Genomic DNA, 26,490 nt, shown 5'->3' with positions numbered 1-26,490 from the left:
GCTTAGCAATGATTGTTTTCTAGGCATAGCTATATCATTGATTGTGTTGCAAAATTTTTATTGAATTTTTAGCGGTGTAAATTTGACGACTTCTCGATCATTACCTAGCTTTAGTTATAGGATATGTTCAAAAGGAGTTGATATGTCATTATTTCGTAAGGAAGTTTTAGCTCATCAAAGCCAGCGCCTCAGTGGGGCCATTGCCCTTAATCAACCATTATCCATTAAAGTAAGTGTCGGGGTGTTACTCGCTGTCACTTTGCTCATTATCGTGTTTCTATCAACAGCGGAATATGCACGAAAACAAACTGTGCGAGGTTTCTTAGCACCCGACAAAGGTATGATAAAAAGCTTTGCTCAGCAAGGTGGTACCATAGAGAAGCTGTGGGTCGATGTTGGTAGTAACGTACAAAAAGGGGATGCGTTAGCAACCTTAATTATTGCCAATAACGCCGCTGACGGTATAGCACTAAATGACAAATTACAAAGCCAATACGATACCCAATTACACTTATTAGACGCTGAAATCGAACAATATAAAACCATTCAAACACAGCAAAGCCTTAACTTTGACCAGCAGTTGCAAGATTTAGCGCAGGAAAAGCACGCATTAATTGCGCAGCAACAGCTTACTGCTGAAAAATTAATATTACTTAGCGCTAAACAACGGGATATGGAATCTCTGAAACGGCAAGGTTATCTCTCTAAGTTTGAAACAGAGCGTCACCAACAAGCATTAATGGACGCGCAGCAAGAGCATTATCAGATCTCTCGTCTCATAGTGCAGCAAAATAATCACATTAAACAGTTAACATTTGAAAAGGCTAATTTGCCGCAAACCTACACGCTAACCATCAATCAGCTATTACGGCAAAAGGCTGATTTGCAGCAGCAACTTGCCCAAATAAACAGCAGTTATCGCTATACGGTTGTTGCCAGTCAAGCAGGTACGGTAATGGCGCTACAGGTGGTTGAAGGACAAGCGCTATCGTCTATTAAGGCGCAGTCTAGCCCATTAATGCATATTTTACCTGAAGGCGCAGAGCTTATTGCAGAGCTGCTATTGCCTACACGATCGGCAGGCTTTGTTGAGCAAGGCCAGTTATCTCGACTGCGCTTTGATGCCTTTCCTTATCAGCGTTTTGGCTTTATTGAAAGTGAGATAGTGCGTATCGATAACGCCATTGTCACGCCGAATGAAATTCAAATTCCTGTCGCGCTTCAAGAGCCCGTTTATCGATTAAAAGCAAAACTTAAACAGCAATATATTGCTGCCTATGGACAAACCTTTGATTTACGAAGTGGCATGTTATTTGAAGCAGATATAATGCTCGAGCGACGCTCGCTTATGGCATGGCTATTAGAACCTATTTACAGCATACAAGGACGATTAGGCTAATCGTTAAATATTCTTTCAATGAGTTTGGTTTATGCAATTCATTGAAGAGTCGAGGTTGAAATAGTGGGTAAATTTCATTATTTCAATCAACGTTACACAGCCCGTGTATAGGGCTGTTATTTAACCTGGCACATTATGCCAGATACAAGGAGAGTTATATTATGCGTGAATTAAACACGATGGAAGTTGAACTGGTTGTTGGTGGCGATGGTTGGGATGTAGCCGCAGGTGGGTTGACAGGAGCTGGAGTGGGCGCTACTGCAGTTGGTGCTGCTATCGCTGTCGGGATAACAGTGACAGCACCTGTGACTCTAACCGCTGTTGCTACAGGTGCAGTGGCAGGTGCAATTTATAGCTGGCTTACAAACTAAAGGAGAAGGTGATGCGAGATTTACATACTGAAGAGTTAACTATTATTACAGGCGGAAGCATAAGTCAGGCTGCCGGAGAGGGCGGGGCTACTGGTGCTGTGGGCGGGCTGGGTGTAGGAGCAACCGTTGGAGGGGCACTTGCAGGTCCTCCCGGAGCGTTAGTTGGAGGGCTTATTGGAATGGGAATCGGCGCGATTATTGGAGCGGCTGATGCTGTGATGGATTATACGGAATCAAACTAAACACTTTAAATTTAGCATCGGCTAGCAGAGGCTAGTTGATGCAATTTATCATTAAATAATGAGGAAACAACATGAAAAAAGTATATTGTTACGCATCTTTAATAATCTGTTTTAGTTTTCTATTTCAAGCCTTACAAACTACTAATTTTATAGTCAGCGCACTGTTATTTCTTATTACCTTATTGATTAGTTCAAAAGCATATATATATCAAGAAGGGGAAGTACTTGCTGAAGATCATAAAAATCTACCTATTTTGAGAATCTCTGCCTTCATTTTTAGAGATAAAGAGATTTTAAACGCTCAAAACTCAGCATCCCTTAGAGTGCTTATGTTAACTGCTACATTGGGGTTATCAATGATTATATGTTTTTCTTTATATGGACATAGCACTAAACATTACTTGTTATTTATTGGTTGTTTAATGTTCTCAATATTATTTACAACCATTCTGCTTAGACATTATGCGATAGGGACACCTGATTGATTTATATAGCATATCAAACCTATTTTAACTAAATAATATTAATTGAAATAGTTGGTTGAAGAGGTTGGTATGAGACAATAATTTAACCTTTTGTAATTTGATTTATAAAAATAGGGGCGCAACAAGATCTTTTTACATGTTGCGAAATAAATTGTTATGGAAGACAAAACATCAGTAACCAGCTTACTTAATTTTTCCTCATTAAAAACAGTTCCGCTCATCCTGCAAGCTGAAGTTGCAGAGTGCGGCTTAGCATCAATGGCAATGGTAGCGAGCTATTATGGCCATCAGTTAGATATGCCAGCGATGCGCAAACGTTATCGCGTCGGCTTAAAAGGGACTACATTACATCAGCTTATCGATCTTGCTGATAGCCTAGGGTTAGCAAGTCGCGCGCTACAATGCCCTATAGAAGAAGTTCATCAACTTAAACTGCCATGTATTTTGCACTGGAACATGAATCACTTTGTCGTTCTGACTAAAGTTAGTGGTAGTGGCCAGTCTCGCCGGTTTGTTATTCATGATCCTGCCAAAGGCAAGCGCACCGTATCTGTTGAGCAGTTTAGCCAACAATTTACCGGCATTTGTTTAGAGTTAACACCGACTCAACATTTTAAAGTCAGCGAAGAAAAGCTATCAATGCGACTAAGCCAGTTATGGAGTGCAATGACTGGCTTAACCTCCGGGGTATTAAAGCTATTGGCGTTATCTTTGATATTACAGTTATTTGCATTAATGGCACCGTATTATATGCAGTGGGTTGTTGATGAAGTGTTAATTAGCTTTGATACATCACTGCTGTCGGTGTTAGCGATAGGTTTCGCCCTTATTGCGATTATTTCAGTTGTTACGAATACGCTACGAAGTTGGTTGATACTGCGCCTTTCAAGCATGTTAAGTATGCAAATGGGGGTGAACTTATTGCACCATTTACTTCGTCTACCCATGAATTATTTTGAATCTCGTCATATTGGCGATATCGTATCCCGCTTTGGCTCACTAGCACAAATTCGCGAACGAATGACAACAGGCGTTGTTGAAACCGTGGTTGACGGCATTATGGCGGTAACAGTGTTGGTGATGATGGGGTTTTATTCGCTTACGCTAACCATGGTGGTGTGTGGCACCATCGCCTTATATACTCTAGTGCGCTTGGCCTTGTATCGGCCTTTGCATCAAGCGACCGAAGAGATGATCCAAAACTCAGCCACTGAGCAATCTCATTTTTTGGAAAATATTCGTAGCATGCAAACCATTAAACTGTTTGCTAATGAGGCGCAAAGGCAAGGTATATGGCAGCACCGATATGCCGATGTCATTAATAGTGAAATACGATTAGGACGTTTAACCATAAGCTTTGATGCATTTAACAAACTATTGTTTGGTTTAGAAAATGTGTTGGTTGTTTATCTTGCTGCTCTGGCGGTAATTGCAGGGCATTTGTCGGTTGGTATGGTGCTGGCGTTTATGGCTTACAAAGGGCAGTTAATTCAGCGCATTGTGCAGTTAATTGAACAACTGATACAGTTTAAAATGATGCGTTTGCATTTAGACCGTATTGCTGATATTGCGTTGACAGAGCAAGAGTCTTATCGAGAGGGAACTGCACACTGCGCTGATGTTCACCATAGTCAACAAAAGACTAAAGGGCAGCTACGGTTAGAAGGTGTTGGTTTTAGCTATGATAACCAACAGGCGCCGTTATTCAGTGATTTGAATCTTAGTGTTGATGTTGGCGAGTCAATCGCGATAACGGGAGCGTCTGGTGCCGGAAAAACCACATTGATGAAAATTATGTTGGGGTTATTGCAACCAACATCTGGTCGCGTGCTATTTGATGGTCACGACATAACAAAACTAGGCCTAAAGCACTATCGCCGACAAATTGCTGCCGTGATGCAAGACGACACGCTATTAGCTGGCTCAATTAATGATAATATAAGCTTTTTTGATCCGCAGCCCAACCTTTTAAAAATAAAGCAATGTGCTCATCTAGCCGCTGTTCACCACGACATTGAAGCAATGAATATGGGCTATAGCTCTCTTGTTGGTGACATGGGAGCAAGTTTGTCAGGTGGCCAGATTCAAAGAATATTATTAGCCAGAGCGCTGTATCAATCGCCATGTATGTTATATATGGATGAAGCAACGAGCCATTTAGATGCAAGTAATGAATTAAAAATTAATCAGCAAATACAAGCCTTATCAATGACTCGAATTATTATCGCTCATCGTCAGGAAACCATAAATATGGCGGACAAGGTGTATCATTTAGATAATGGCCAATTGACCATGCAGACATCTCGTTATAATCAAGTGGCGAATTAGATAACCAATGAGATGAACAAATAGGAAAAGCCAGCAGAACCATTATCACGCGGTGCCTGCTGGCTTTAGGTTATATTAGATTGCTAGCGAACGTTTATAGATCTAAAACGCGCTTTCCTTGTTTAAAAGTAATGTCTACAGGAATATTGGCTGCTTCTAACTTAGCTAAATCGGCGGCTAAATCTTCTTTGATAAAGCCGCTGTCTTTGACGAGTTGATCGACACCTTGATAATCGCCGTTGCCTTGCAGCGTTAGAATTAGCTCAGACAATGAGTCAATCGCTTTAGTCATCTTATCCATATCCACTTTATATAGGCCAGCGTCATCTTTAGTGAAGGCGCCAGCTTCAGCAAAGTAATTAAAGCGTACCATGTTGGCTTTACCGTGGGCGCTTGATGCTCCAAAGCGCACTGACCGGAAAATACCGGCCATAAAAGTAGTGTAATAGTCTTTTAATTCACCCTCGGTAATAGCCCCTTCTGCGAGTAGCTGGCGTACCATATACAAACCTAGAATATCCGCTTTACCTTCTTCTAATGCTGATGCGTGCTCTTTCAATGCTTGACGAACCGTACCTTTATCATTAATCGTATTTTTAATGCCAAGACCATGAGCGACTTCATGGAACATGGTATTAGCGAAGAAGGCATTAAAGGTAATGTGTTTTCTATCTTCTGGACTAATCAGGGTTTCACCAATGGGTAGCATGATCGCATCAAATTTAGCACGCATAGCATTTTTTAGCTGCAATCGGCGGGTCCCTTTTTGTAGTTGCACTTCTTCATCATTTGGCAGGTTTATGGCGATTGTTTTAGATCCTGCATTCGAGTGACCGGCATAGTAAATCACGTCGTAAGCATTAAGATCCGCATCGGAGCCAGGTACTTCTTGTTTGTATTTTTTTGGTACCGGCAAGTCTTTTTGTAGCTGTGGTAAGTATTCAGCGTATTTCGCCAGTTTTTCACTCCAGCTTAAATCTTTGACCAATACGTATGATTCAAAACTCGCGCGGTAGCCATACAATAAGTCTTCATAGGTTTCGATAGGACCAATGACCACATCAATTGGATTATTCTTCATGTCCATCCATGCAAAATCCGATGGCTGGTAGTTATCCGATAAAAAGGCATTCGCTCGAAGTTTTAGATAGTTCGCAAATTCTTCGTCTTCTGCGAAGGTCGCGGCTTTACGCAATAAGGCAGCGGCACGTTCAAGTTCTTTTGCGTATGCTTCAGAGTAAGGTACTGAATATAACTCGCCTTTATCATTGCGCTTTACCAATGAGTATAAAGCGGTGTTTCCGTTAAATGAACGTTCCTCAAACTCAGCTTTGGTCATATCTTCTGGATAAAACTGAGCGCCAAGAGGTTTTTCACTCACGCCATTTAATATTGGCTTATCACCATCAAGTCTATCCCATGGTCCGTAATTGATTTCAACAAAGCGTTTTACTTTTGGGTCGTCGATGCGAGCCAGAAATTCGCTTTTGTTATCGCCAAACGCTTGGCGCCAAAATAGGTTATCCATGATTTTCGATGCGTCAATAAGGATTGCCAACATCTTTTTTTGATCGCTTGATAAATGGGACAAATCAGCACTTAAGGTAACTTCTTTGTAGATATCTAAACGCTGTTGAGCACTTTCTACTAGCGTATAACGTTCTGCGGTTTCTGCTTTTTCAGAGCACCCTGCGAATAGTCCTGTCGCTAACATCAATGCGACAGCTAATTTATGTTTTTTCATGGAAGTTCCAATGTTGTTTTTAGGCAATAACATAGATGATGCATATGTTACTGCAGGTTCATTGTTAGCATAAACTTTAAGAAATAAATCTCGCTTTGACAACAAAAGTCTTTGCGCCGACTAAACGGCTCTGTTATTAATTAGTTAACAGCTGTTTTTAATAATGGCGTTGGTTGATGTAAACAAGAGGGATGTAGCATGAGACATGTGGTAATTTCGTTTTTAGGGGAAGACCGTCCAGGTATTGTTGAGCAACTTGCCAGTATCGTGAAAAAGCATGATGGTAATTGGCAAACCAGTAGCATGCGTCATTTATCCGGTTTTTTTGCGGGTATCCTTGAGGTACAAGTGAGTGAAGAAAAGGCAGAGGCACTGGTTTATGAGTTGAAAGCGTTTCCAAGTTTATCAATGCATGTGCAAATCACTGAACCGCGTTATCAGCAAGACAAAACCATTTCTTTAGAAATTGTAGCCAATGATCGTCCGGGAATTATTGGTGATATATCATCGGTTATACATAAAACTCGGGGTAATCTGGTGAAGCTGGTTAGCCGGCAGGGCAAAGCGCCTCATTTTGGGCAAGCTATTTTTAAAGCATCGGCAATCGTCGCCGTACAATCAGAGCAACAGATTGATGCACTGATTCAAGCGCTTGAAAATATAGAAGATGATTTGATTGTTGACATCAATCGTTAATTGGCCGTTGTATTGTCATTTGCCAATAGTCAAAGTGAAAACCAGATAATCAAAAGCCCCAAGGATTGACCTTTAGGGCTTTTTCAATGAGAGTTTGATGGTATTGATAATCGCTTATTTCAAACCAAGTTTAGCCCATTCTTTTTCTACAACTGACGCTGGTAACGGAATATAACCGTCTTTTTCAACAATCTTCTGGCCTTGTTTAGATAAGACCATTTTTAAGAATTCAGCCTCTTTTGGTGAAAGTGGTTTGTTAGGATGCTTGTTAACGTAAACATATAAGTAACGAGATAGTGGGTAGTCACCCGATACTGCGTTATCCATGTTTGCTTCAACATAGTTGTCACCCTTTTTGCTTAGTGGCAACGCGCGAACACCTGATGTTTTGTAACCGATACCTGAGTAACCAATGCCGTTTAGTGAGGCAGAGACTGACTGCACAACCGATGCTGAACCTGGTTGCTCATTTACGGTGTTTTTAAAGTCACCTTTACAAAGCGCTTTTTTCTTAAAGTAACCGTAAGTGCCTGATACCGAGTTACGACCGTATAATTGAATGTCTTTACCCGTCCAATCACCATCAAGACCTAGTTTACCCCAGCGATCGATATCTTCGTTGCCTTTACATTTACGGTTTGACGAGAAAATCGCATCCACTTGTTGAATATTTAAACCTTTAATTGGGTTATCTTTATGAACGAATACCGCCAAAGCGTCAATCGCTACACGAACCGCTGTTGGCTTGTAACCATATTTTTTCTCAAAAGCTTGGATTTCTTTTGATTTCATTTTACGGCTCATAGGACCCATGTTTGAAGTTGCTTCGGTTAGCGCGGGTGGCGCAGTAGATGAACCCGCTGCTTGAATTTGAATGTTAACGCTTGGGTAAGTGCGTTTAAATTCTTCTGCCCAAAACGTCATCATATTGGCTAGTGTATCTGAACCTACCGATGATAAATTACCTGAAATACCACTGGTTTTTTCATAGACCGGCAAATTTGCATCGAGCGCTGATGCGTTAGAGCTCGCTAGCGATGCAACAGCTAGCGCAACGCCAGTTAGTAAGCTTTTAAGTTTCATAATCGTTCTCCACAAAGAGTATAAATGTTATTAATTAAGTCTTTTGATGGTGATGATGTTAAGGCGCGAGTGTGACACTTTGATGACAGTTTGCTAATTATTTGAATTTTTTCGTAAGATAAAATTTCTGACTTATATTTTTAGTTAAAATGTTTTGGTTAATTCGTAAGCTTCTGACAGATATGTGATTTATTCGCTATTAACGGTACGTGCGCGAGAACGCGGTGAAGATATTTTAAACACCGTGTTTTGCTATTTTATTTTGTCTATTTCTTTGATTTGTTAGAGTTTTATTAAATTTCCGTCTAAAGTTCAATTTAATTACAGTTTGTCATAAAAATGTCATAAATCGGTGGCACACTAGCGAGCATTAAATGACTGGAATGCCAGTTATCCATATTTATTATTTACAGTTTGGGATTAAAAAAATGAACTTAACCAAAACTTCAATTGCACTTTCTTTAATGGCGGTGATGTCAGCACCAGCAATGGCTGCAGATGAAATCAATTTCTACGGTAAAGCTAATATTGGTTTGCAGTTTTCTGACGAAGGTGGTGAGTCGCAAACAGAAGTAAAATCAAATTCTTCTCGTTTAGGCGTTAATGGTGGCCTAAAAGTAAATGACACCTTAAGTGTTGTTTATAAAGCGGAAGTTCAAATCGATATGGCTAATGATGACGCTGATCACATTAAAGGTCGTAATCAGTACGTTGGTTTAAAAGGCGATTTTGGTACCGTATTACTTGGTCGTAACGACACCATGTTAAAGCAATCTCAAGGAAAAATTGATTTATTCAGCGATTACGAAGGCGATATCAAAAACCTTTGGAAAGGTGAAAACCGCATGGGCGAAACGTTAACTTATATCACGCCTAAGATCGGTGACTTCTCTGCGGGTATCACCTATGTCGCTGAAGGCGATAAAGATCAAAATGGTGAAGCGGGTGTTTCTGCTGCAGTATTTTACGGTGATAAAGGCCTTAAAAATTCAGACTGGTTCGCATCATTTGCAGTTGATAATGAAGTAGACGGTGAAGACGCGATGCGCTTTAACCTAGCAACTAAGCTTGCCGGTGTTAAACTAGGTTTTATTGCTCACCAACATGAAAAAGCCAGCACCGGTGAACAAACGAAAGGTTTGTTAGTATCAGCGGCTTATAAAATCGATAGCATTACTCTGAAAGGTCAAGTACAAACAGCAGAAGAAGACTTCGGCGACGAAGCGAGCTATGCGGCTTACTCGTTAGGTTTAGACTACGCGCTTGCTAAAAACGCGAAGGTATTTGCTTGGGCAACATCGTTTGATAATGATAAGAGCATTACAGGTGATGAAGACAGCACCTTTATCTCTACAGGTTTTGAATACAAGTTTTAATTTATAAACGCGCTTATCTAGCGGATAGAAACAGCTAATGTAGAGCCACGCAGATGCGTGGCTTTTTTATTGTTAGCATGGTTGTTTCGATGTTAAGTTTTTGACAATGGAATTATCTTTTCATACTGTTAGGCTGAGTCATAAAGTGACATTTTTATAATCATTGTCATAAAAATGTCATTAAAATCAGGCAAAATAGTCACATGTAGCGTACTACCAATGGTCAGGGTTTATTTATTATGGAACGCCGTATTCTTGTCGTTGAAGACGAGACACCAATCAGAGAGATGATTACCTTTGTGTTAGAGCAAAATGGTTTTAACCCAATTGAGGCCTGTGATTATGATGATGCGAAAAAACATCTCGTTGATCCCTTGCCGGATTTAGTTTTGCTCGATTGGATGTTACCTGGCGGTAGCGGGTTAAAGATTGCCCGTGAAATAAAACAACAGGCCTACACGCGTAACATTCCTATTATTATGCTTACTGCCCGCTCTGATGAAGACGATAAAGTGAAAGGCTTTGAGGTTGGCGTTGATGATTATGTTACTAAGCCTTTCTCTCCTAAAGAGCTCATAGCCCGTATAAAAGCGGTTATTCGTCGCGTTGCACCAACTGCGCTCGAAGAGCTTATTGAATTTAAAGGACTGACGTTAGATCCGGTATCCCATCGTGTCACCATTGACGATAAGCCGATAGAGTTGGGTCCAACAGAATTTAAAATGCTACATTTTTTTATGACTCACCCAGAGCGTGTTTATTCGCGAGAGCAGCTGTTAGATAACGTTTGGGGTACGAACGTCTATGTAGAAGACAGAACCGTTGATGTTCATATTCGTCGTTTACGCAAGTCACTGGCCGGTTCAGGACACGACGAATTTGTACAAACGGTGCGTGGCGCTGGCTATCGATTCTCAAGTAGAGTAGCATAGCGCCGTTGGCCAACTAACCAAAACACATTATTTATGATCTATCGTTTCTCTGCTCGACAGTTTATCGTCAAGCAGCTTGCATTATTGCTTGCCAGTGCGCTTATCGGCTACTGGTTTGGTCATGTTTGGCTGGTTTTGTGGTTAGTGACAGCTGTTAATCTGGCGCTTCATTACCGTCATTTGCTTGCGGTAATTCAGTGGTTATGGCATAAAAACTTATTATACCCTCCAGAATCGAACGGTATCTGGGGGCATGTATACGATGGTATTTACCGACGCATTCGTTACTATCGTAGCCGGCAAAAGCAGCTCAATTTTCGTATTAAACAATATCGAGATGGTGCTGAAGCCCTGCCAGATGCGGCCGTTGTCCTAGATTTAAATTATAAAATTGGCTGGTCTAATAAAAAAGCCAATCGTTTATTGGGGATTCGCTGGCCGCAAGATTCGGGTCAACGCATCACCAACTTAGTGCGCTCGCTAGTGCTCAACAAGTATGTTGAAAAATCAGATTTTAGTGAACCATGCGCTCTAGTCTCGCCTGAAAACCCAAATCAACAGCTTGAACTGCGTTTCATGAATTATGGCGATGATCAATATTTGCTATTAGCTCGAGATGTGAGTCAACTAAAGCGCATTGAAAAAATGCGACGCGATTTTGTAGCGAATGTATCCCATGAGTTAAAGACGCCTTTAACGGTAATGCGCGGTTATGTCGAAATGATGCAAGATCATGATAGTATGCCCACCCAGTGGCAAAAAAGCCTGCGTACTGTTGAAGATCAGGTTACTCGCATGGATCGGCTAGTTCAGCAGTTATTGGTATTATCGCGTGTCGAATCGCATAATGAGGACGATATCCGTCACCAAATCAATCTGCCTAAACTTATAGACGCAGTGATGGAAGATATCTATTTTCTCAATCAAGAAAAGCAACACGAACTTATTCTCGATATTACACCTGAGCTCGGTATTTTGGGTGTCGAGTCGGAATTAAAAAGTGCCTGCTCTAATTTAATCGTTAACGCCATGAGTTACACCCAACATGCTGGTACTATTAAAATTTCTTGGCAAAAGGTTAATGATAAATGTATTTTCTCCGTTGAAGATAATGGCTGTGGTATTGCTGAACAAGATATCTTACGCCTTAGTGAGCGTTTTTATCGTGTTGATAAGTCGCGCTCGCGTGATACCGGTGGCACTGGCCTTGGCCTTGCCATTGTTAAACATGTCGCGACAAACCATAAAGGCCGTCTCAAAATCAGATCAGAGCTAGGCAAGGGCAGTTGTTTTAGTCTTGAGTTTCCAGTTGAAGAGTCGTTTCGTATAGTGTCTTAATTTGAGCCATAACCGCGCGACCATCATTAACATAAATTGGTTAGTAGCGATCACATAGTTAAAACACCATCGATGTCATGACTAGGTGATTAGTGCCGTTAGTAGTAAGTTAATCCCTGAAATTAATAATGAAGCCAACAACGTGGTTCGTTTGTTTTTAATTGTAAAATCATCGAGCATTTTATCGGTTAACCATAATAAAAATGCGTTGATGATAAATAAAAATAAGCCAAACGTTATGAGAATCAAGGGGATAGACAGTATCACCAGTAGCCACCACAGAAATAAGTCAACTACAGAGTAAACAATGGCGACAATCACGGCGGTTAGTCCATTTTTCATGTGGATCCCATCGAGTACTTTGGCCACTAAAAAAATAGATATACTTAGCAGTATCAATTTGGTTATCATCTCAATCCTTATCGTTTCATTCGTTAGTGTCTGATCAGATCTCAACTACTCTAGATAGCTTAGCCAAGGAATATCATCATGTGGTTTAAAAATTTATATATTTTTGCATTTACCCGTCCATTTACTACCAGTGAAGAAGAGCTTGAAAAGGCACTACAAGAGCACGTGTTTGCACCGTGTGGAAAAACTGAAATGTCACGTTTTGGCTGGAGCAGTGCGCTTGGCAAACACGGCGACCGTTTATTGCACAATGCTAATGGCTGTATCTTGTTAAATGCACGTAAAGAAGAAAAAATATTACCTGCGTCGGTAGTAAAAGAGCAACTTGAAGAAAAAATAGAGCAGCTTGAGCACGAGCATAGCCGTAAAGCCACCAAGAAAGAAAAAGAGCAGTTTAAAGAAGATATTACCTTTGCCTTATTACCGCGTGCTTTTTCGCGGATCAGTGATACGCAAGGCTATATTTGTGCAGAGAAAAATATCATAGTTATTAATACCAGCTCACGCAACAAAGCCGAAGACTTTTTGGCGTTACTGCGTAAGTGCCTTGGCTCATTACCGGTTACTAGCTTTACCCCTGATGCTGGCGCAGAAACTATTATGACAAGCTGGTTATTGGAGCAAAACTTACCTGAACGTTTTGTTATTGGCTTTGAAGGCGAATTAAAGGCGATGGGTGAAGATGCCGCAGTAATCAAATGTAAAAACCAAGATTTATTATCTGACGAGATCTTGGCGCATTTAAATACTGACAAGCAAGTTGTGAAGTTGGCATTTGATTATGAGCAAGCGTTATCGTGCGTGCTTGCTGATGATTTATCAGTAAAACGTGTTAAGTTCCACGAGAGCGTTTTTGAGCAAAACGAAGATATTCCCAATGACGATATGTTGGTTAAGTTAGATGCTGATTTCACGTTAATGACTGGCACCCTTAATAACTTTATTGATGATTTATTAGCACAGTTTGATTTAACGACCGATGCTTATATAGAAAGCTAATATAGCAAGCTAAGGTTAAACCAATACCATCAATTGAGGTGAGTCACTTGTTTGCTAAGTGACTCACTCCTTTCTTAAGGCGCGATTACACTTGGTAACGAATGTTAAACCAATGTGCATTGCGCCTTGTTGTTATCGGCATTACAATAGCGCACTTTTTAAAATTGTCTCGTACACAGTTTATCTAAAGGCTTTATTATGTTTGTACCTGAATTACTATCACCGGCTGGTAGCCTTAAAAACATGCGTTATGCGTTTGCATACGGTGCAGATGCCGTTTATGCAGGCCAACCGCGTTATTCACTTCGCGTTCGCAATAATGAATTTAACCTTGAAAACCTAAAAATTGGTATTGATGAGGCGCATAGCTTAGGCAAAAAGCTGTATGTGGTTAGTAATATTTCTCCGCATAATGCTAAGTTAAAAACCTACCTACGCGATATTGAACCGGTGGTGGCGATGAAGCCAGACGCGCTTATTATGAGCGATCCGGGTCTTATCATGATGGTACGTGAAGCCTATCCAGATATGCCGATCCACTTATCAGTACAAGCGAATGCAGTGAACTGGGCAACGGTGAAATTTTGGTATCAACAAGGTGTTGAACGCGTTATTTTATCACGCGAATTAAGCCTAGATGAAATCGAAGAAATCCGTATGCAAGTACCGGAAATGGAAATCGAGGTTTTCGTTCACGGTGCTTTATGTATGGCCTATTCAGGTCGCTGTTTGTTATCGGGTTACATTAACAAGCGTGATCCAAACCAAGGTACCTGCACTAACGCATGTCGTTGGTCATATAATGCTCATGACGCAAAAGAAAACGAACACGGTGATATCATTGCGGTAGAACCGCAACAGCCTATCGTTGGTAGCGAGCAGCCAGAGATCTGGACGCCAAATGGCAATACAGCGGCAGACTTTAAACCTACTGATGAAGTGTTCTTATTGCAAGAGCAAGGTCGTCCAGGCGAATACATGCCAGCATTTGAAGACGAGCATGGCACTTACATTATGAACTCAAAAGACTTACGTGCAATTGAGCATGTTGAGCGTTTGGTGAAAATGGGCGTGCATTCATTAAAAATTGAAGGTCGTACTAAGTCGTTCTATTACTGTGCTCGTACGGCGCAAATTTATAAGCAAGCGATAATGGATGCGGTTGAAGGTCGCAGCTTTAATGAGCGCTTAAAGTTAGATTTAGAGCACTTAGCAAGCCGTGGCTATACCGAGGGCTTCTTGTCGCGTCATCGTCACGATGGTTTGCAAAACTTTGAATATGGCTACTCAAAATCAGACTCACAACAATTTGTTGGTGAAGTGTTAGGCCGTACTGACGATGGTTTGTTGGAAATCGAAGTTAAGAACAAGTTCTTAACGGGTGATGAAATCGAGTTAATGACGCCAAAAGGCAATAAGAGCTTTGTGTTAGAATACATGCAAACCCGCAAAGGTGAAGAAATTCACGATGCCAAAGGCTCGGGTTACATTGTGCAAATTAAGTGCGACACTGATCTAGATGTTGAATACGGTATTATCATGCGTTACTTAAATGATGGTGAAAACACGCGTCACCCATTTGCACAAAACCAAGACGGCGCAAAAGCGGCAAAAGCTTAGTAAGTAATTCATCTTCAATATTAAGGGCAGAGTGTCTGTCCTAAAAATGGATAAACCTAGGTATAACTAATGGCGTTAAAAATACTTGATACCTGCATCAACTGTGATATGTGCGACCCAGAGTGTCCAAACACAGCGATATACATGGGTGAGGAGATCTATGAGATCGACCCCAATCGTTGCACTGAATGCGTTGGTCACTATGACACGCCACAGTGTGTTGCTGCTTGCCCAATCGATTGCATAAAGCCAGATCCAGAGCACAAAGAAAGCGAAGAAGAGCTTTTGGTAAAGTGTTTTGAATTACATGGTATCGACAGCTAATACTATTGGTTTATCATATACCGTATGACATAAACACCTCGCTTAATGCGAGGTGTTTTGTTTCGAGCGATTTAGTTTCTAAAACATATCTAAAGACAATATAAACCTATGGATTTTACAAGCATTGCAACCCTACTTATTAATGGCTTAAGCACTTTCGCTTTAATCTTTATGGCAGAGCTTGGTGATAAGTCACAGCTGGTGTGTATGGCTCTGGCGGCACAATATCGCGCACGTTCGGTTCTTTTAGGTGCAATAAGTGCATTTATGCTCCTTAATGCGTTAGCCGTTGTTGTTGGTGCTAGCATCGCCCAGTTTATACCCGAGCTAGCATTGAAGCTTTTTGCAGCCGGTATATTATTACTTTTTGCATGGAGAACTTGGCAAGGTGATGAACAAGATGATAATTCGCCAAGTAAACTAAGGCATGGTGTCGCCGTGTCGACCTTTTTGCTGATCATGGTCGCCGAAATGGGGGATAAAACTCAGTTGGCAGTGGCAACGATCGGTATGACTCAACCTGCTATGTTGGTATGGACAAGTGCCACTTTGGCGTTGGTGTTGAGTTGTTTGTTGGGTGTATATGCTGGAAAACGATGGTTGTCACGCCTTAATGAAGATAAATTAAAGCGCATAACAACCATACTGTTTATCGCCTTTGCCTCGATGATTTTACTCTCTCTTGGGGTTAGCTAGGCAATTATTGGGCTTGAGTTAGGCCTTAGGCAGTTGCAAGGTTTAATGCGTTGAGGTACTAATACGATAATTGTCAAAATTAACAGTCTTGATATACTGCCTAGTCTTGCATTTGTTAGCTTTATCAAACCTTATGAGTCGTCAAAAGTCGAGCCAAAATACAGCCAAGCTACGGCATATTATGTTGCCATCGTTTTTACGCAGAGCAATGCGTGCATTCGAGTTAAAAGCGATTATACGTCAATCAGGGTGCGAGCTATCTCGTATTGGCCGCTCTCGGAATTGGCGCTTGAGTGCTAGTCGCGAGCAGATATTAGAAATTATAGAGTTGTTGCGTCAGCAAGATGAACCGAGTTGGCAGTGGGTATTAACATTACTTGAAAGTAAAATAGGCAGCTATACCGAAGCTGATATTTTGGAGTTTGTAAAGCGCAATCCAAACATCAGTGTCAACGAGTTGGTCACCTTAGCTAATTGTACGGTAGCACAAGCACGTCAAGCATTAGATGCTTATGAGTTTTTAGATTAGTTCATTATTATTCGTACCTAACTATCAACCGCGAAGATTGAGCGAATCGTCTTAACTAGTCCGATATAAAAACGCCTGTGCTTTAGGATATAGCACAGGCGTTTTACGTTTATTAAGTGTATTAAATCAGATATTACTTACTGATACGCTTGTACTTGATGCGGTGTGGTTCGTTAGCTTGTGGGCCAAGAGTTTTCTTCAACCAGGCATCGTATTCGGTGTAGTTACCTTCAAAGAAGTTCACTTGACCTTCATCACGGTAATCGATGATGTGAGTAGCAATACGGTCTAAGAACCAACGGTCATGTGAGATAACCATGGCACAGCCTGGAAATTGCAATAAGGCTTCTTCAAGTGCACGCAAGGTTTCAACGTCCAAGTCATTGGTTGGCTCATCGAGTAGCAATAAGTTACCGCCAGTTTTTACTAATTTTGCTAAATGCACACGGTTGCGCTCACCACCTGACAAGTCGCCGATGAACTTTTGCTGATCGTTACCTTTAAAGTTAAAGCGCGATACATACGCACGAGCTGGAATTTCGTAATTGCCGATACGAATGATATCCGCACCTTCTGAAATTTCTTGGTATACGGTGTTAGTATCAATCATGTCGTCACGGAACTGATCAACTGACGCCAATTGCACTGTGTCACCTAGGGTTACTGTACCAGAATCAGGTTGCTCTGCACCTGATAGCATTTTGAATAAGGTTGATTTACCGGCACCATTTGGACCGATGATACCAACGATCGCACCTTTTGGAATTGAGAAGCTCAAATCGTCAATCAGTACGCGATCGCCGTATGATTTAGTCACGTGCTCAACGTCTAATACTTTGTCACCTAGACGAGGCCCAGGTGGAATGTACAGCTCGTTGGTTTCGTTACGTTTCTGGTTTTCTTGGCTTTGTAGCTCTTCAAAGCGAGCCATACGCGCTTTTGATTTCGCTTGACGACCTTTTGGATTTTGACGAACCCACTCAAGCTCTTGCTTAATGGTTTTCGCCATAGCGTTTTCTTGGCGCTTTTCTATTTCAAGACGAGCGTCTTTTTGCTCTAACCATGAAGAGTAGTTACCTTCCCATGGAATACCTTCACCACGGTCAAGCTCTAAAATCCAGCCGGCAACGTTATCTAAGAAGTAACGGTCGTGGGTAATAGCCACAACAGTACCTGAATAGTCGTGTAAGAAGCGCTCTAACCAAGCAACAGATTCGGCATCTAAGTGGTTGGTTGGCTCATCCAGTAACAACATGTCTGGTTTTTCAAGTAATAGACGACATAAAGCAACACGACGGCGCTCACCACCCGATAGTACTTTAATTTTTTGATCCCACTCAGGTAGGCGCAAGGCATCCGCTGCACGCTCAAGGGCATTATCGATGTTGTGACCATCGTGGGCATCGATAATCGCTTCTAATTCACCTTGCTCTTTAGCGAGGGCGTCAAAGTCAGCACCTTCTTCGGCGTATTCCATATACACTTGGTCAAGACGGGCTAGGGCGTTTTTTACCTCACTAACCGCTTGTTCTACCACTTCGCGAACGGTTGCGTTTTCATCAAGTTCTGGTTCTTGTGGCAAGTAGCCAACTTTGGTACCCGATAGTAATTTAGCATCACCTTCAAATTCGGTGTCAACGCCGGCCATAATGCGAAGTAAGGTTGACTTACCCGCACCATTTAAACCTAACACACCAATTTTGGCGCCAGGGAAGAAGGAAATAGAGATGTCTTTTAAAATTGTTTTTTTCGGAGGCACCACTTTTGAAACGCGATGCATCGAATAAATAAACTTATCAGGTAACGGCTGAGCCATAGGAAAACCTTTTTGTTATCTAGGGTAAATAATTGGCGTTATTTTAGGTTATTAGTATCTGGTTAGGCAAATGAAAAAGCCGAATTGTCTACAACGAACACGGTTATAGGCGTGCTTAAATGATGGCAGCACCGAAGGGGGGAAGGCTGCTAATAATTCGACCAATTTGCCGTTTGAGCAAAGGAAATTTTAATGTGAATATGATATAAACCTAGATAATCTATCTTTAACGATAAAAATAACGTGAAAAACGGATTTATAATTATTATCTGGTTCGCGCTGATACTCTGTCAGGTCCCTAGTTATGCTAACGTGGTGACATTCGAACAGCGTTTAGCTCGCATTAATGACACCCAAGTTGGCGAGGACGCACAGCAAGCATTTCTGCAGTTACTTGCTAATGGGCAATTAAGCTCGCAGCAAAAAGGGCAAGTGTATCGAGCAATCGCGCTGAATTGGCATCAATCAGGACAGTTGTCAAAAGCACTTCATTTTGCCCAGTTAGGTAAACAGTTCGCAAAGCAAATGCACGAGTTTGAAATGCAAGCGCAGTTCGCGAAATTGATGGGGATTATTTATTACTATCAAAGTGAAAATGCCAAGGCCGTAGTACATTATGAGCAAGCTCTAGCGTATTACCTGCAAACAAATAAACGTATTGACGTCGCACACTTATATAACAATCTAGGTCTAGCCTATGATCGATTAGGGCGAGTTAATAGCGCATTCAATAGTTTTTTGAATGCTAAAAGCATTTATGATGATATTGGCAGTGAACTTGATAAAAATGATATTTCTTTTAATTTAGCGGGCTTATATATTACCTTAAAGCGTTATGACAAGGCGATTGAGCTACTTATTCCGGTTATTGAAGAGCGTGAACGCTTACAATTATACGATGATGCCGCTCTTGCCTATAACCATCTAGGTTTAGCCTATAAACATACTGGCCAATATCAGCTTGCCGAGCAATATCATTTAAAAAACTTGAGCTACTACCGGGAACAAAAACATTATTTTCACACGGCGAGTCAGCTCAACAACCTTGCTGATTTGTATGTTGCTATGGGGCGCATTGAGCAAGCACGTGGCTATGTCGAGCAATGCTTACCATCAGCGCAGAAGTCTGAAAACAATCAGGCCTATGCCAATTGTCTGTATCTTCAAGCGAAAGTTTTCTATCACGATGGTGAGACGCAACAAGCTATCGAAAACGCCATACGTGCCGCACAATTATTTGAGCAGTTGAGCGATGTGACAATGCAGGCTATTACGAAGAATTTATTGCCGGTTCTTTATGCTGGGGCAGGCAATCGGCAACAAGCAATGGAAAGTTATCAAAATGCTAAAGAGGGTTTAGCTGAGTTATTGAAAGCCGATTTTAGTAAACAGTTATCTAGCTATGAATCAGAGCAACTTCACCATCAGATTAATGAGTTGAAACATCAACAAAAAATCGCTCAATTAAACCAGACAAAAATGCAGCAACATCGTAACTTTGTTTTAGTGTTGGTTGGTTTTTTACTCTTGTTCGGGTTTATGGCGTACCGTAAAAGTCGTGATAACAAATATCGATACAGCTTGGAGCAGCTTGTTCAAGAGCGTACTCAAGAGCTGCAGGCAACGATGGAGCAGTTGAGTGAAGCGAATGCTATAAAAAGTCAATTTTTGGCCAATATGACCCACGAAATACGTACGCCATTAACGGCAATTATTGGTCAAGCTGAAGCTATTCGTTATGGCGAAGTCAATGACGACGAGATACTCGATGAAGTTGATGTGATTTACAGTAACAGTAAGCATCTATTGCAATTGATTAACGACATTCTTGATTTAAGTAAAATCGAAGCGAATAAATTACAAATTGCGCCAGAGGCTACTGATATCAGTTTAATTTGTAGTGATTTATTGAATATTTTTAGCGGGCAAGCAAAACAAAAGCGACTTGAGCTGGTCATTGACAACAACTTACCAAGTCCATGTATCGTTGCCATTGATTACTTACGCTTTAGTCAAATTATCATCAACCTGTGTGGTAATGCTATCAAGTTCACGCATCAGGGGCAGGTGAAAGTCTCAATCAGTCTGAATAATGAACAGTTGTTGGTGAGTATCGAAGATACCGGTATCGGCATGAGTCAAGAGCAATTACAACGGGTTTTTGATAGTTTCTCACAAGCCGACAGCTCCATAAATCGTCGCTTTGGCGGTACTGGCTTAGGTCTGTTTTTATCAAGTCAACTGGCTCAGCTGATGCAAGGCAATATCTGTGTGCACAGTGAGTTAGGCCAGGGGAGTTGCTTTACCTTCGCCATGCCAGCCAAGTTGTTAAGCACAGAGCACCATCAACTTCAAGACGCTAATATCAGTAGCCTAATTGATACGCCTTTGCAGGGACGAGTATTGGTTGCTGAGGATCATCTCGATAACCTACGCTTTATTTCACGTATGCTAACCGCTATGGGCTTAACGGTTTTTCCAGCCAGTCATGGTGCCCAAGTGTTGGACATTATTGCCGAACAAGAAATAGACCTGCTGTTACTGGATATTCAAATGCCACACATGGATGGTTTGCAAGTACTTGATAAGTTACGTAATGATGGTTTTTACAAGCCGATTGTCGCGTTAACCGCCAATACTATGGCGCATGATGTGAAAATGTATTTGCAGCGTGGTTTTGATGAGCATATTAAAAAACCGATTGATCGAACCGCGTTTGTTCGCTCGGTGGCTAAGTACTTTGTAGCAACGGCGAACGTGGATAACCACAATATTGTCGCAACCGATAAAGCGTCGAATGAGTCACTCTCTGTGAAGGGGCAAACCAATACCGGTATTGCGCTTGAGTTACCATTAATCACTAATATGGACGATTTGGTCGACAGCTTTGCCAACAAACTTGCCGATAACCACCAGCAAATTAGCGAATTGTTAGCGCTAAAAAATTGGCAGCAACTGCGTCATGAAGTGCATCAGTTGGCGGGGGCAGCAGCTGTATTTGGTTACCCAACGCTGTCTGAATTTGCCGCTATCGTAGACAGAGCATTAGCGCAACAACCTGTTGATGCAGACTATATTGAGCAATTGAGCTTGGCGTTACTATTAGAGCTTGAACAACTACAAACAGCGCAACTGGAGGAATAACTCTTCAGTGACGTTTCTGTGCCCGCGGTTCAATTTAACATGAATATATAGTTTAATTGAAAGGTTGATCGCCATGGCATCAGTAACGTCGATAATATAACCATAACGAGGGCTTTACATGCAAAAGCTATTTGCTTTTAAGGGATTTAGTGCCTATCTACTTGTGGTGTTTATTAATGCGTTTGTCGATCTGGGTCATAAAATCGTTGTGCAAAACACCGTATTTAAAATCTACGATGGACAAACGCAGATTATTCTAACCGCAATCCTTAATGCTCTCATATTATTACCTTTTATTCTTTTGTTTAGTCCCTCTGGATATTTGTCAGACAAATACCCTAAACCACAAATTATGCGTGTCAGCGCTATTGTCGCGGTTATTGCCACCTCGTTAATAACCATTTGTTATTGGCAAGGTTGGTTTGTACCAGCATTTATTATGACGCTGATTATGGGGATACAGTCGGCTCTTTATTCGCCAGCTAAATATGGTTATGTCAAAGAGCTACTTGGCGTTAGCTTATTAGCAAAAGGTAATGCGGTGGTACAAGCGGTCACAATCGTGTCGATTTTATCTGGCACGCTGGTGTTTTCGGGGTTGTTTGAATGGTTATTAGCGGCGCAGGCTACACCAGAGGCTGGCGCAGTAGATGAAGCCAGCATTTTGCAATCTGTGGTCGTACTTGCTTGGGTGTTCGTCTTGTTGTCATTGCTCGAGTGGTATTTTGCAAGGCAATTACCGATAACAACAACGCGAGATGATAGTCAAAAATTAGAACTCAAACGTTATCTCAAAGGCGGTTACTTACGCGATAATCTCAAACTTATTCGCAGTAAACATAGCATCTGGCTAGCGATTCTAGGACTATCGATGTTTTGGTCGGTATCGCAAGTGATGTTGGCAACGTTCCCCGCTTTTGCTAAAGACGTGTTAAACGAAACCAACACCTTTGTTATTCAAGGGATTATGGCTTGCACCGGTGTGGGTATTGTCATCGGCTCTGTGTTGTCCGCCAACGCGTCGAAAAATTATATTGAGCTGGGTTTCGTACCTATCGCGGCGCTCTCATTTGCGACCTTGTTAGTGTCTATAACCTTGCTCGATACAGCACACAGTATGGCGATTGTGTTTTTGTTGCTCGGTATCAGTGGCGGGCTGTTTATTATACCGCTTAATGCCTTGATGCAATATCATGTAGGCGACAATCAGTTAGGTCGAGTTTTAGCCGGTAATAATTGGGTACAAAATGTTGCGATGCTGTCAGGGTTGTTATTGACCATCAGCGTTGTATCAATAGGTATTGAAGCCGTTGACGTTTTTTATTTTTTAACCACCATCATCATCATTGGCACCCTCTATATCGTCTATCGCTTGCCACAAACATTGATTCGTATTGTGACAAGCGCGAGTCACTTTCGCTACCAACGTATCGATGTTATTGGCTTAGATCTACTTCCTCGCTCCGCCGGGGTATTATTGCTCGGCCACTCTTTGAGTTGGTATAAAATGTTATTGTTGCAATCGGCTTGCCCGCGGCCTATTCGCTTTGTTGTATCGAGCAGCTCTATGCATTCTTGGCCTATAAAACTACTGCAAAAGCTTTTATCGATTAGCACTATCCGAGAAGGTTACAGTAAACAAGTATGGGCAAGCGTTAATCATACATTGCAACACGGTGGCGTGGTTTGTCTGGTGGCTGACATTGTTGCGGGGGAAGGTAACTCGAAGAACATTCGCTTTATTGAAGAGAAGCTAGAGTTTCCTCTAAAACCCGTTATCGTTGCACTTGGTGATACTGCAATGATAACGCCATTTTCACTCATGGATTTTGCCAAAAATCACAACACGTCTGTTAGACCAAAGCTTGTTAAACAAAATATGATAAAAGTTACCTTCGGTAAACCTTTGGCATTAAGTGATGATGTGGATACCCTAATCCATTCATTAGAACGACTACACTGATGACGTATCACGCGACCTGACATTGTCACATCGGTATAGTACCGGCAATTGTAGTGTTAAATTAGGGTTGATTATTGAGCGTGCCAAGTTGCTAATCATCAGGGTTAACACTGAATTGTTTGACTTTAGAGGCATATCGTGTGAGTCTATATGTTGCTATGGAAGGTAGTCAGTTTATCTTTTAATTTCATCAGTTTGTCAAAGTTAATGTTGAGTTGCAGGATGGCGAAAGCCTGCGCAATAAGGCGTTTATTAGGCTATGTTTAGCCGTTAGGATTAAAGCGGTGGAGTGAATAGACAAGTCTGTTAATTAGCAAGGGGCTGACATTTTAAGAAGAATCTAGTTGTACAGCAGGGTGCTTTTGCCCTTGTTTTCGCGTAGCGAAAGTGTTGGAAATGAAAAAAATAATAGGTATTACGCTGATCGAGGTGTTAGTTGCACTGCTCGTGTTGAGTATTTTAGCTAGCGTCGCCGGTCCCAGCTTTGCTGAATCATTCAAAAAAAGGCAATTACAAAGTGCCGCTGAGCAGATGTATTCTTTTATGCAACAAGCTCGTGCGGAGTCTCTCGCTCGCTCTGAAAAAATCCACGTCAGCGTCGCTAATATGGCCAGTAGCAATTGGTCATATGGGATGAAATCCGCCAATTTACCTGCAACGGCTACTGCGGGCGATTGTGATCCAACGGTAACGGACACCAGCCATACATCAGCATGTGTGTTATTGATTGATGATGGCGATGGAACCACAACGGTAGACGATTACGTGCTGCATCGTATTGATGCGAGCGAACACGATGGCATCAACTTGCAGCTAGGATTGGCAACAAACTCGTCTTCAACCAGTATGGTGTTTGATCCTGCTCGCGGTACAGTCGATAACAGTCGCAGTTTTCATTTTGTCAGCGACGCTAAGCAACTGGTGGTGCGAGTTAATAAATTGGGGCTGGTAAAAATATGCTCTAATGATTATGCCGAGTATCCATCATGCAGTTAACACGCCGATATACAAAACAGCATGGTTTTACTCTGGTGGAGCTACTACTGAGTATGGTCTTTGGCTTAATTGTTTTATCAGGCGTGACTTATGTTTATGTATCGGTCATATCCTCTAGCTCTAGCACATTACAAAACACTAAATTAAACAGCCAAGTAGCGACCATGATGGCCGTCATCTCAGCAGATATCCGCCGCGCTGGCTACTGGGCGAATGCCACTCATGAAGAACCTTCTGATAACCCATTTAATGTTGACGATGACACATTGCTGGTTATCGTCAATTCCATGGCCGACAGTAGCAAAATTTTAGAAAATACCGATCAATCAGGTTCGTGCGTTTTATACAGTTATGATCGTAATATAAATGGTGTTGTTGACGCGCTTGGTGTTGATAACGAGCTGTTTGGTGTGCGTCTAAATGACGGTGCCGTTGAAATGCGCTTAGCCGGTTCGGTATCTGATGCAGACAGTTGTACCGATGGTACTTGGGAAGTAATCTCAGATAAAACTTTATATACCGTAACCGAATTATCTTTTAACCCTGTAAACTCTGCCTGCATTAATTCAAGTGAACCAAATGATGTTGACGCTGTTGGTGATGGTAATAACGTCATTGATGATGATGCTGAATTTGACTGTTACAACGTTACCCCACAGACCGGCGATATTACTGTTGAGACAAGAGAAGTATTAATTACCTTAGCAGCAAGGCTTAACCGCGATACTGATGTTCGTACACAAATCGCGCAAGCTGTTCGCGTTAGAAACGATGTGGTGAGGATCCGTTAATGGTTTCAATACATAAACAGCGCGGTTTGGCGACATTAACGATATCGATTATTTTGCTGGTGTTGATCACCATTGTGTCATTGTATTTAGCCCGTACTGTGTTGCAAGAGCAAAAATTGGTGGCCAGTGATACTCGAGCAAAGCAAGCCTTTGAGGCCGCCGAAGCTGGGCTTGCAATCGCGCAGCAATATTTTATGAAAGGCATTGCTAACAATACCGCCGATGGTAAGTACGAAATATTTGCCAGTGGAGCAGGCGTTGGCGACGATTCATTTCGGGGTAGCTTAGGTGAGAACCGTTTTTCGGTAACCATCGAAGAGATGGAAATCGATAGCATGCTGGCTTTGCGCATCACCTCAACGGGTACCAGCAGCGATGGCACAGCATCGCGGACACTGGTTAACGAAGTCAAAGCACTTAACCCTATCCCCAATGTGCCCGATAACCCACTGAACAGTAAAGGAGCTTTTGTTATCGGTGGCTCTGCCACAGTCAGTAACTCTGAAGGGCATAGCAGTATTTGGAGCGGTGGCGATATTGATGTCGGCTCCAATAATTCCACGAAAACCTTAATCGCTGATCCCAATGATCCAGCCTACCCAGGTTGTATGGACATTCCTCATAGTTGTGCGTTGATTGAGTCTTCAAATCGCGAAATGGCCGGTCTTGATATTATTGAGCACGACAGCGACTTAGCGAATTTAACAACCGAAGAAATGTTTATGAACTTTTTCGGTATGTCACCTAGCAGTTACAAAGAGACGATGGCGACGCGCATCGTGGATACGGCTAACCCGAGTGAATCACGTGGTGATTGCGGTAATACCTGGGCAGGTTGTGTGGATATGGCGCTTAACGAAGTGATATGGATTGAAGGTGACGTAAGCGAAACGGGCGCCAGTGTGGGCTGTGCTGTTTCTCTTACGGGTAGTCATGTGTGTAGCGATGCCGATGAGCTACCAAGTATAGTGATCGTTAATGGTGATGTTGATTTTAGCGGTACACCACATTTTTACGGCGTGCTATTTGTTATGGGCGACATGATCGGCGCGGGTAATTTAACCATTCACGGGGCGATGATGGTCGCTGGCAACGTGTCAACGGGAACCGGTAGTTTGGATGCCGTTTATAACTCGCAGTTATTAGAAAAAGTGCAACAAATTGGCCCTCGTGCAGGTGTTGCTGGCGCGTGGCGGGATTTTTAACA

General features: G+C 41.9%; 23 protein-coding genes. 19 read left to right on the top strand and 4 right to left on the bottom strand.

Features of this window, described 5'->3' with window-relative positions; all coding sequences use genetic code 11:
* Positions 1-142: 142 nt before the first annotated feature.
* From ACAX20_RS11925 to ACAX20_RS11905, 5 genes are all read left to right on the top strand, one after another.
* Entirely contained in the window at positions 143-1,399 is a 1,257-nt protein-coding gene (locus ACAX20_RS11925) for an HlyD family efflux transporter periplasmic adaptor subunit (protein WP_371186468.1), read from the top strand.
* Positions 1,400-1,560: 161 nt separating this feature from the next.
* Positions 1,561-1,770 carry a hypothetical protein gene (locus ACAX20_RS11920; RefSeq protein WP_371186466.1) on the top strand — a complete coding sequence of 70 codons (210 nt, stop codon included), beginning with the start codon at positions 1,561-1,563 and terminating at the stop codon, positions 1,768-1,770.
* An 11-nt stretch (positions 1,771-1,781) separates the two neighbouring features.
* Complete coding sequence (locus ACAX20_RS11915; RefSeq protein WP_371186464.1) at positions 1,782-2,012, top strand: hypothetical protein; 231 nt, start codon at positions 1,782-1,784, stop codon at positions 2,010-2,012.
* Positions 2,013-2,083: 71 nt separating this feature from the next.
* Positions 2,084-2,497, top strand: a complete 414-nt coding sequence (locus ACAX20_RS11910) for a hypothetical protein (protein ID WP_371186463.1) — start codon at positions 2,084-2,086, stop codon at positions 2,495-2,497.
* Between the two features lie 156 nt (positions 2,498-2,653).
* Positions 2,654-4,825, top strand: a complete 2,172-nt coding sequence (locus ACAX20_RS11905) for a peptidase domain-containing ABC transporter (protein WP_371186461.1) — start codon at positions 2,654-2,656, stop codon at positions 4,823-4,825.
* 94 nt (positions 4,826-4,919) lie between these two features.
* Here the strand turns inward: ACAX20_RS11905 and ACAX20_RS11900 are convergent, their stop codons facing one another.
* Positions 4,920-6,569 (bottom strand): dipeptidyl-peptidase 3 family protein, encoded by a 1,650-nt coding sequence (locus ACAX20_RS11900; protein ID WP_371186459.1) that lies wholly within the window; start codon positions 6,567-6,569, stop codon positions 4,920-4,922.
* 198 nt (positions 6,570-6,767) lie between these two features.
* Between ACAX20_RS11900 and ACAX20_RS11895 the strand changes: the two genes are divergently transcribed.
* Positions 6,768-7,265, top strand: a complete 498-nt coding sequence (locus tag ACAX20_RS11895; protein ID WP_371186457.1) for a glycine cleavage system protein R — start codon at positions 6,768-6,770, stop codon at positions 7,263-7,265.
* Between the two features lie 114 nt (positions 7,266-7,379).
* Here the strand turns inward: ACAX20_RS11895 and ACAX20_RS11890 are convergent, their stop codons facing one another.
* The gene (locus ACAX20_RS11890; protein WP_371186455.1) at positions 7,380-8,348 is read right to left on the bottom strand and encodes a PstS family phosphate ABC transporter substrate-binding protein; all 969 of its coding nucleotides are present in this window, start codon (positions 8,346-8,348) and stop codon (positions 7,380-7,382) included.
* Positions 8,349-8,776: 428 nt separating this feature from the next.
* On the opposite strand from ACAX20_RS11890, the gene ACAX20_RS11885 reads away from it, so the two are divergent.
* The 3 genes from ACAX20_RS11885 to phoR all read left to right on the top strand — a co-directional run bounded on the left by ACAX20_RS11885 (position 8,777) and on the right by phoR (position 11,994).
* Positions 8,777-9,724: a porin gene (locus ACAX20_RS11885; protein ID WP_371186453.1), complete on the top strand. Its 948-nt coding sequence runs from the start codon at positions 8,777-8,779 to the stop codon at positions 9,722-9,724.
* A gap of 239 nt (positions 9,725-9,963) precedes the next feature.
* Positions 9,964-10,656 (top strand): phosphate regulon transcriptional regulator PhoB, encoded by a 693-nt coding sequence (phoB, locus tag ACAX20_RS11880; RefSeq protein ID WP_371186451.1) that lies wholly within the window; start codon positions 9,964-9,966, stop codon positions 10,654-10,656.
* A 33-nt stretch (positions 10,657-10,689) separates the two neighbouring features.
* Positions 10,690-11,994: a phosphate regulon sensor histidine kinase PhoR gene (gene phoR / locus ACAX20_RS11875; RefSeq protein ID WP_371186449.1), complete on the top strand. Its 1,305-nt coding sequence runs from the start codon at positions 10,690-10,692 to the stop codon at positions 11,992-11,994.
* A gap of 81 nt (positions 11,995-12,075) precedes the next feature.
* On the opposite strand, the gene ACAX20_RS11870 is transcribed toward phoR, so the two are convergent.
* The gene (locus ACAX20_RS11870) at positions 12,076-12,405 is read right to left on the bottom strand and encodes a phage holin family protein (protein ID WP_371186448.1); all 330 of its coding nucleotides are present in this window, start codon (positions 12,403-12,405) and stop codon (positions 12,076-12,078) included.
* A gap of 78 nt (positions 12,406-12,483) precedes the next feature.
* On the opposite strand from ACAX20_RS11870, the gene rdgC reads away from it, so the two are divergent.
* The 5 genes from rdgC to ACAX20_RS11845 all read left to right on the top strand — a co-directional run bounded on the left by rdgC (position 12,484) and on the right by ACAX20_RS11845 (position 16,573).
* Entirely contained in the window at positions 12,484-13,404 is a 921-nt protein-coding gene (gene rdgC / locus ACAX20_RS11865) for a recombination-associated protein RdgC (protein ID WP_371186447.1), read from the top strand.
* Positions 13,405-13,602: 198 nt separating this feature from the next.
* The gene (gene yegQ / locus ACAX20_RS11860; protein WP_371186445.1) at positions 13,603-15,024 is read left to right on the top strand and encodes a tRNA 5-hydroxyuridine modification protein YegQ; all 1,422 of its coding nucleotides are present in this window, start codon (positions 13,603-13,605) and stop codon (positions 15,022-15,024) included.
* A gap of 69 nt (positions 15,025-15,093) precedes the next feature.
* Positions 15,094-15,348, top strand: coding sequence for a YfhL family 4Fe-4S dicluster ferredoxin (locus tag ACAX20_RS11855; protein WP_371186443.1), 255 nt, complete (start codon positions 15,094-15,096; stop codon positions 15,346-15,348).
* A 108-nt stretch (positions 15,349-15,456) separates the two neighbouring features.
* Entirely contained in the window at positions 15,457-16,044 is a 588-nt protein-coding gene (locus ACAX20_RS11850) for a TMEM165/GDT1 family protein (RefSeq protein ID WP_371186441.1), read from the top strand.
* A 133-nt stretch (positions 16,045-16,177) separates the two neighbouring features.
* Complete coding sequence (locus ACAX20_RS11845) at positions 16,178-16,573, top strand: ribosome recycling factor family protein (protein ID WP_371186439.1); 396 nt, start codon at positions 16,178-16,180, stop codon at positions 16,571-16,573.
* 133 nt (positions 16,574-16,706) lie between these two features.
* Here ACAX20_RS11845 and ettA read toward each other — a convergent pair whose 3' ends face one another.
* On the bottom strand, positions 16,707-18,389 hold the full coding sequence (gene ettA / locus ACAX20_RS11840; RefSeq protein WP_371186438.1) for an energy-dependent translational throttle protein EttA: 1,683 nt from the start codon (positions 18,387-18,389) through the stop codon (positions 16,707-16,709).
* A gap of 315 nt (positions 18,390-18,704) precedes the next feature.
* Between ettA and ACAX20_RS11835 the strand changes: the two genes are divergently transcribed.
* The 5 genes from ACAX20_RS11835 (at position 18,705) to ACAX20_RS11815 (ending at position 26,488) form a co-directional block, all read left to right on the top strand.
* The gene (locus ACAX20_RS11835) at positions 18,705-21,533 is read left to right on the top strand and encodes an ATP-binding protein (RefSeq protein WP_371186436.1); all 2,829 of its coding nucleotides are present in this window, start codon (positions 18,705-18,707) and stop codon (positions 21,531-21,533) included.
* A gap of 118 nt (positions 21,534-21,651) precedes the next feature.
* Complete coding sequence (locus tag ACAX20_RS11830; RefSeq protein ID WP_371186434.1) at positions 21,652-23,496, top strand: MFS transporter; 1,845 nt, start codon at positions 21,652-21,654, stop codon at positions 23,494-23,496.
* A gap of 396 nt (positions 23,497-23,892) precedes the next feature.
* A complete protein-coding gene (locus ACAX20_RS11825; RefSeq protein WP_371186432.1) occupies positions 23,893-24,492 on the top strand; it encodes a GspH/FimT family pseudopilin in 600 nt (199 codons plus the stop codon).
* On the top strand, positions 24,483-25,283 hold the full coding sequence (locus tag ACAX20_RS11820) for a prepilin-type N-terminal cleavage/methylation domain-containing protein (protein ID WP_371186430.1): 801 nt from the start codon (positions 24,483-24,485) through the stop codon (positions 25,281-25,283). The genes ACAX20_RS11825 and ACAX20_RS11820 overlap by 10 nt, the downstream gene beginning before the upstream one ends.
* On the top strand, positions 25,283-26,488 hold the full coding sequence (locus ACAX20_RS11815; protein ID WP_371186428.1) for a PilX N-terminal domain-containing pilus assembly protein: 1,206 nt from the start codon (positions 25,283-25,285) through the stop codon (positions 26,486-26,488). Before ACAX20_RS11820 ends, ACAX20_RS11815 begins: the two co-directional genes overlap by 1 nt.
* Positions 26,489-26,490 lie beyond the last annotated feature (2 nt).

The sequence above is a fragment of the Thalassotalea sp. Sam97 genome, from assembly GCF_041379765.1.
GTDB classification, from domain to species: Bacteria; Pseudomonadota; Gammaproteobacteria; order Enterobacterales; family Alteromonadaceae; genus Thalassotalea_A; species Thalassotalea_A maritima.
Note: the sequence above shows the minus strand (reverse complement) of the source record. Positions and strands in the feature narration are given on the sequence as shown.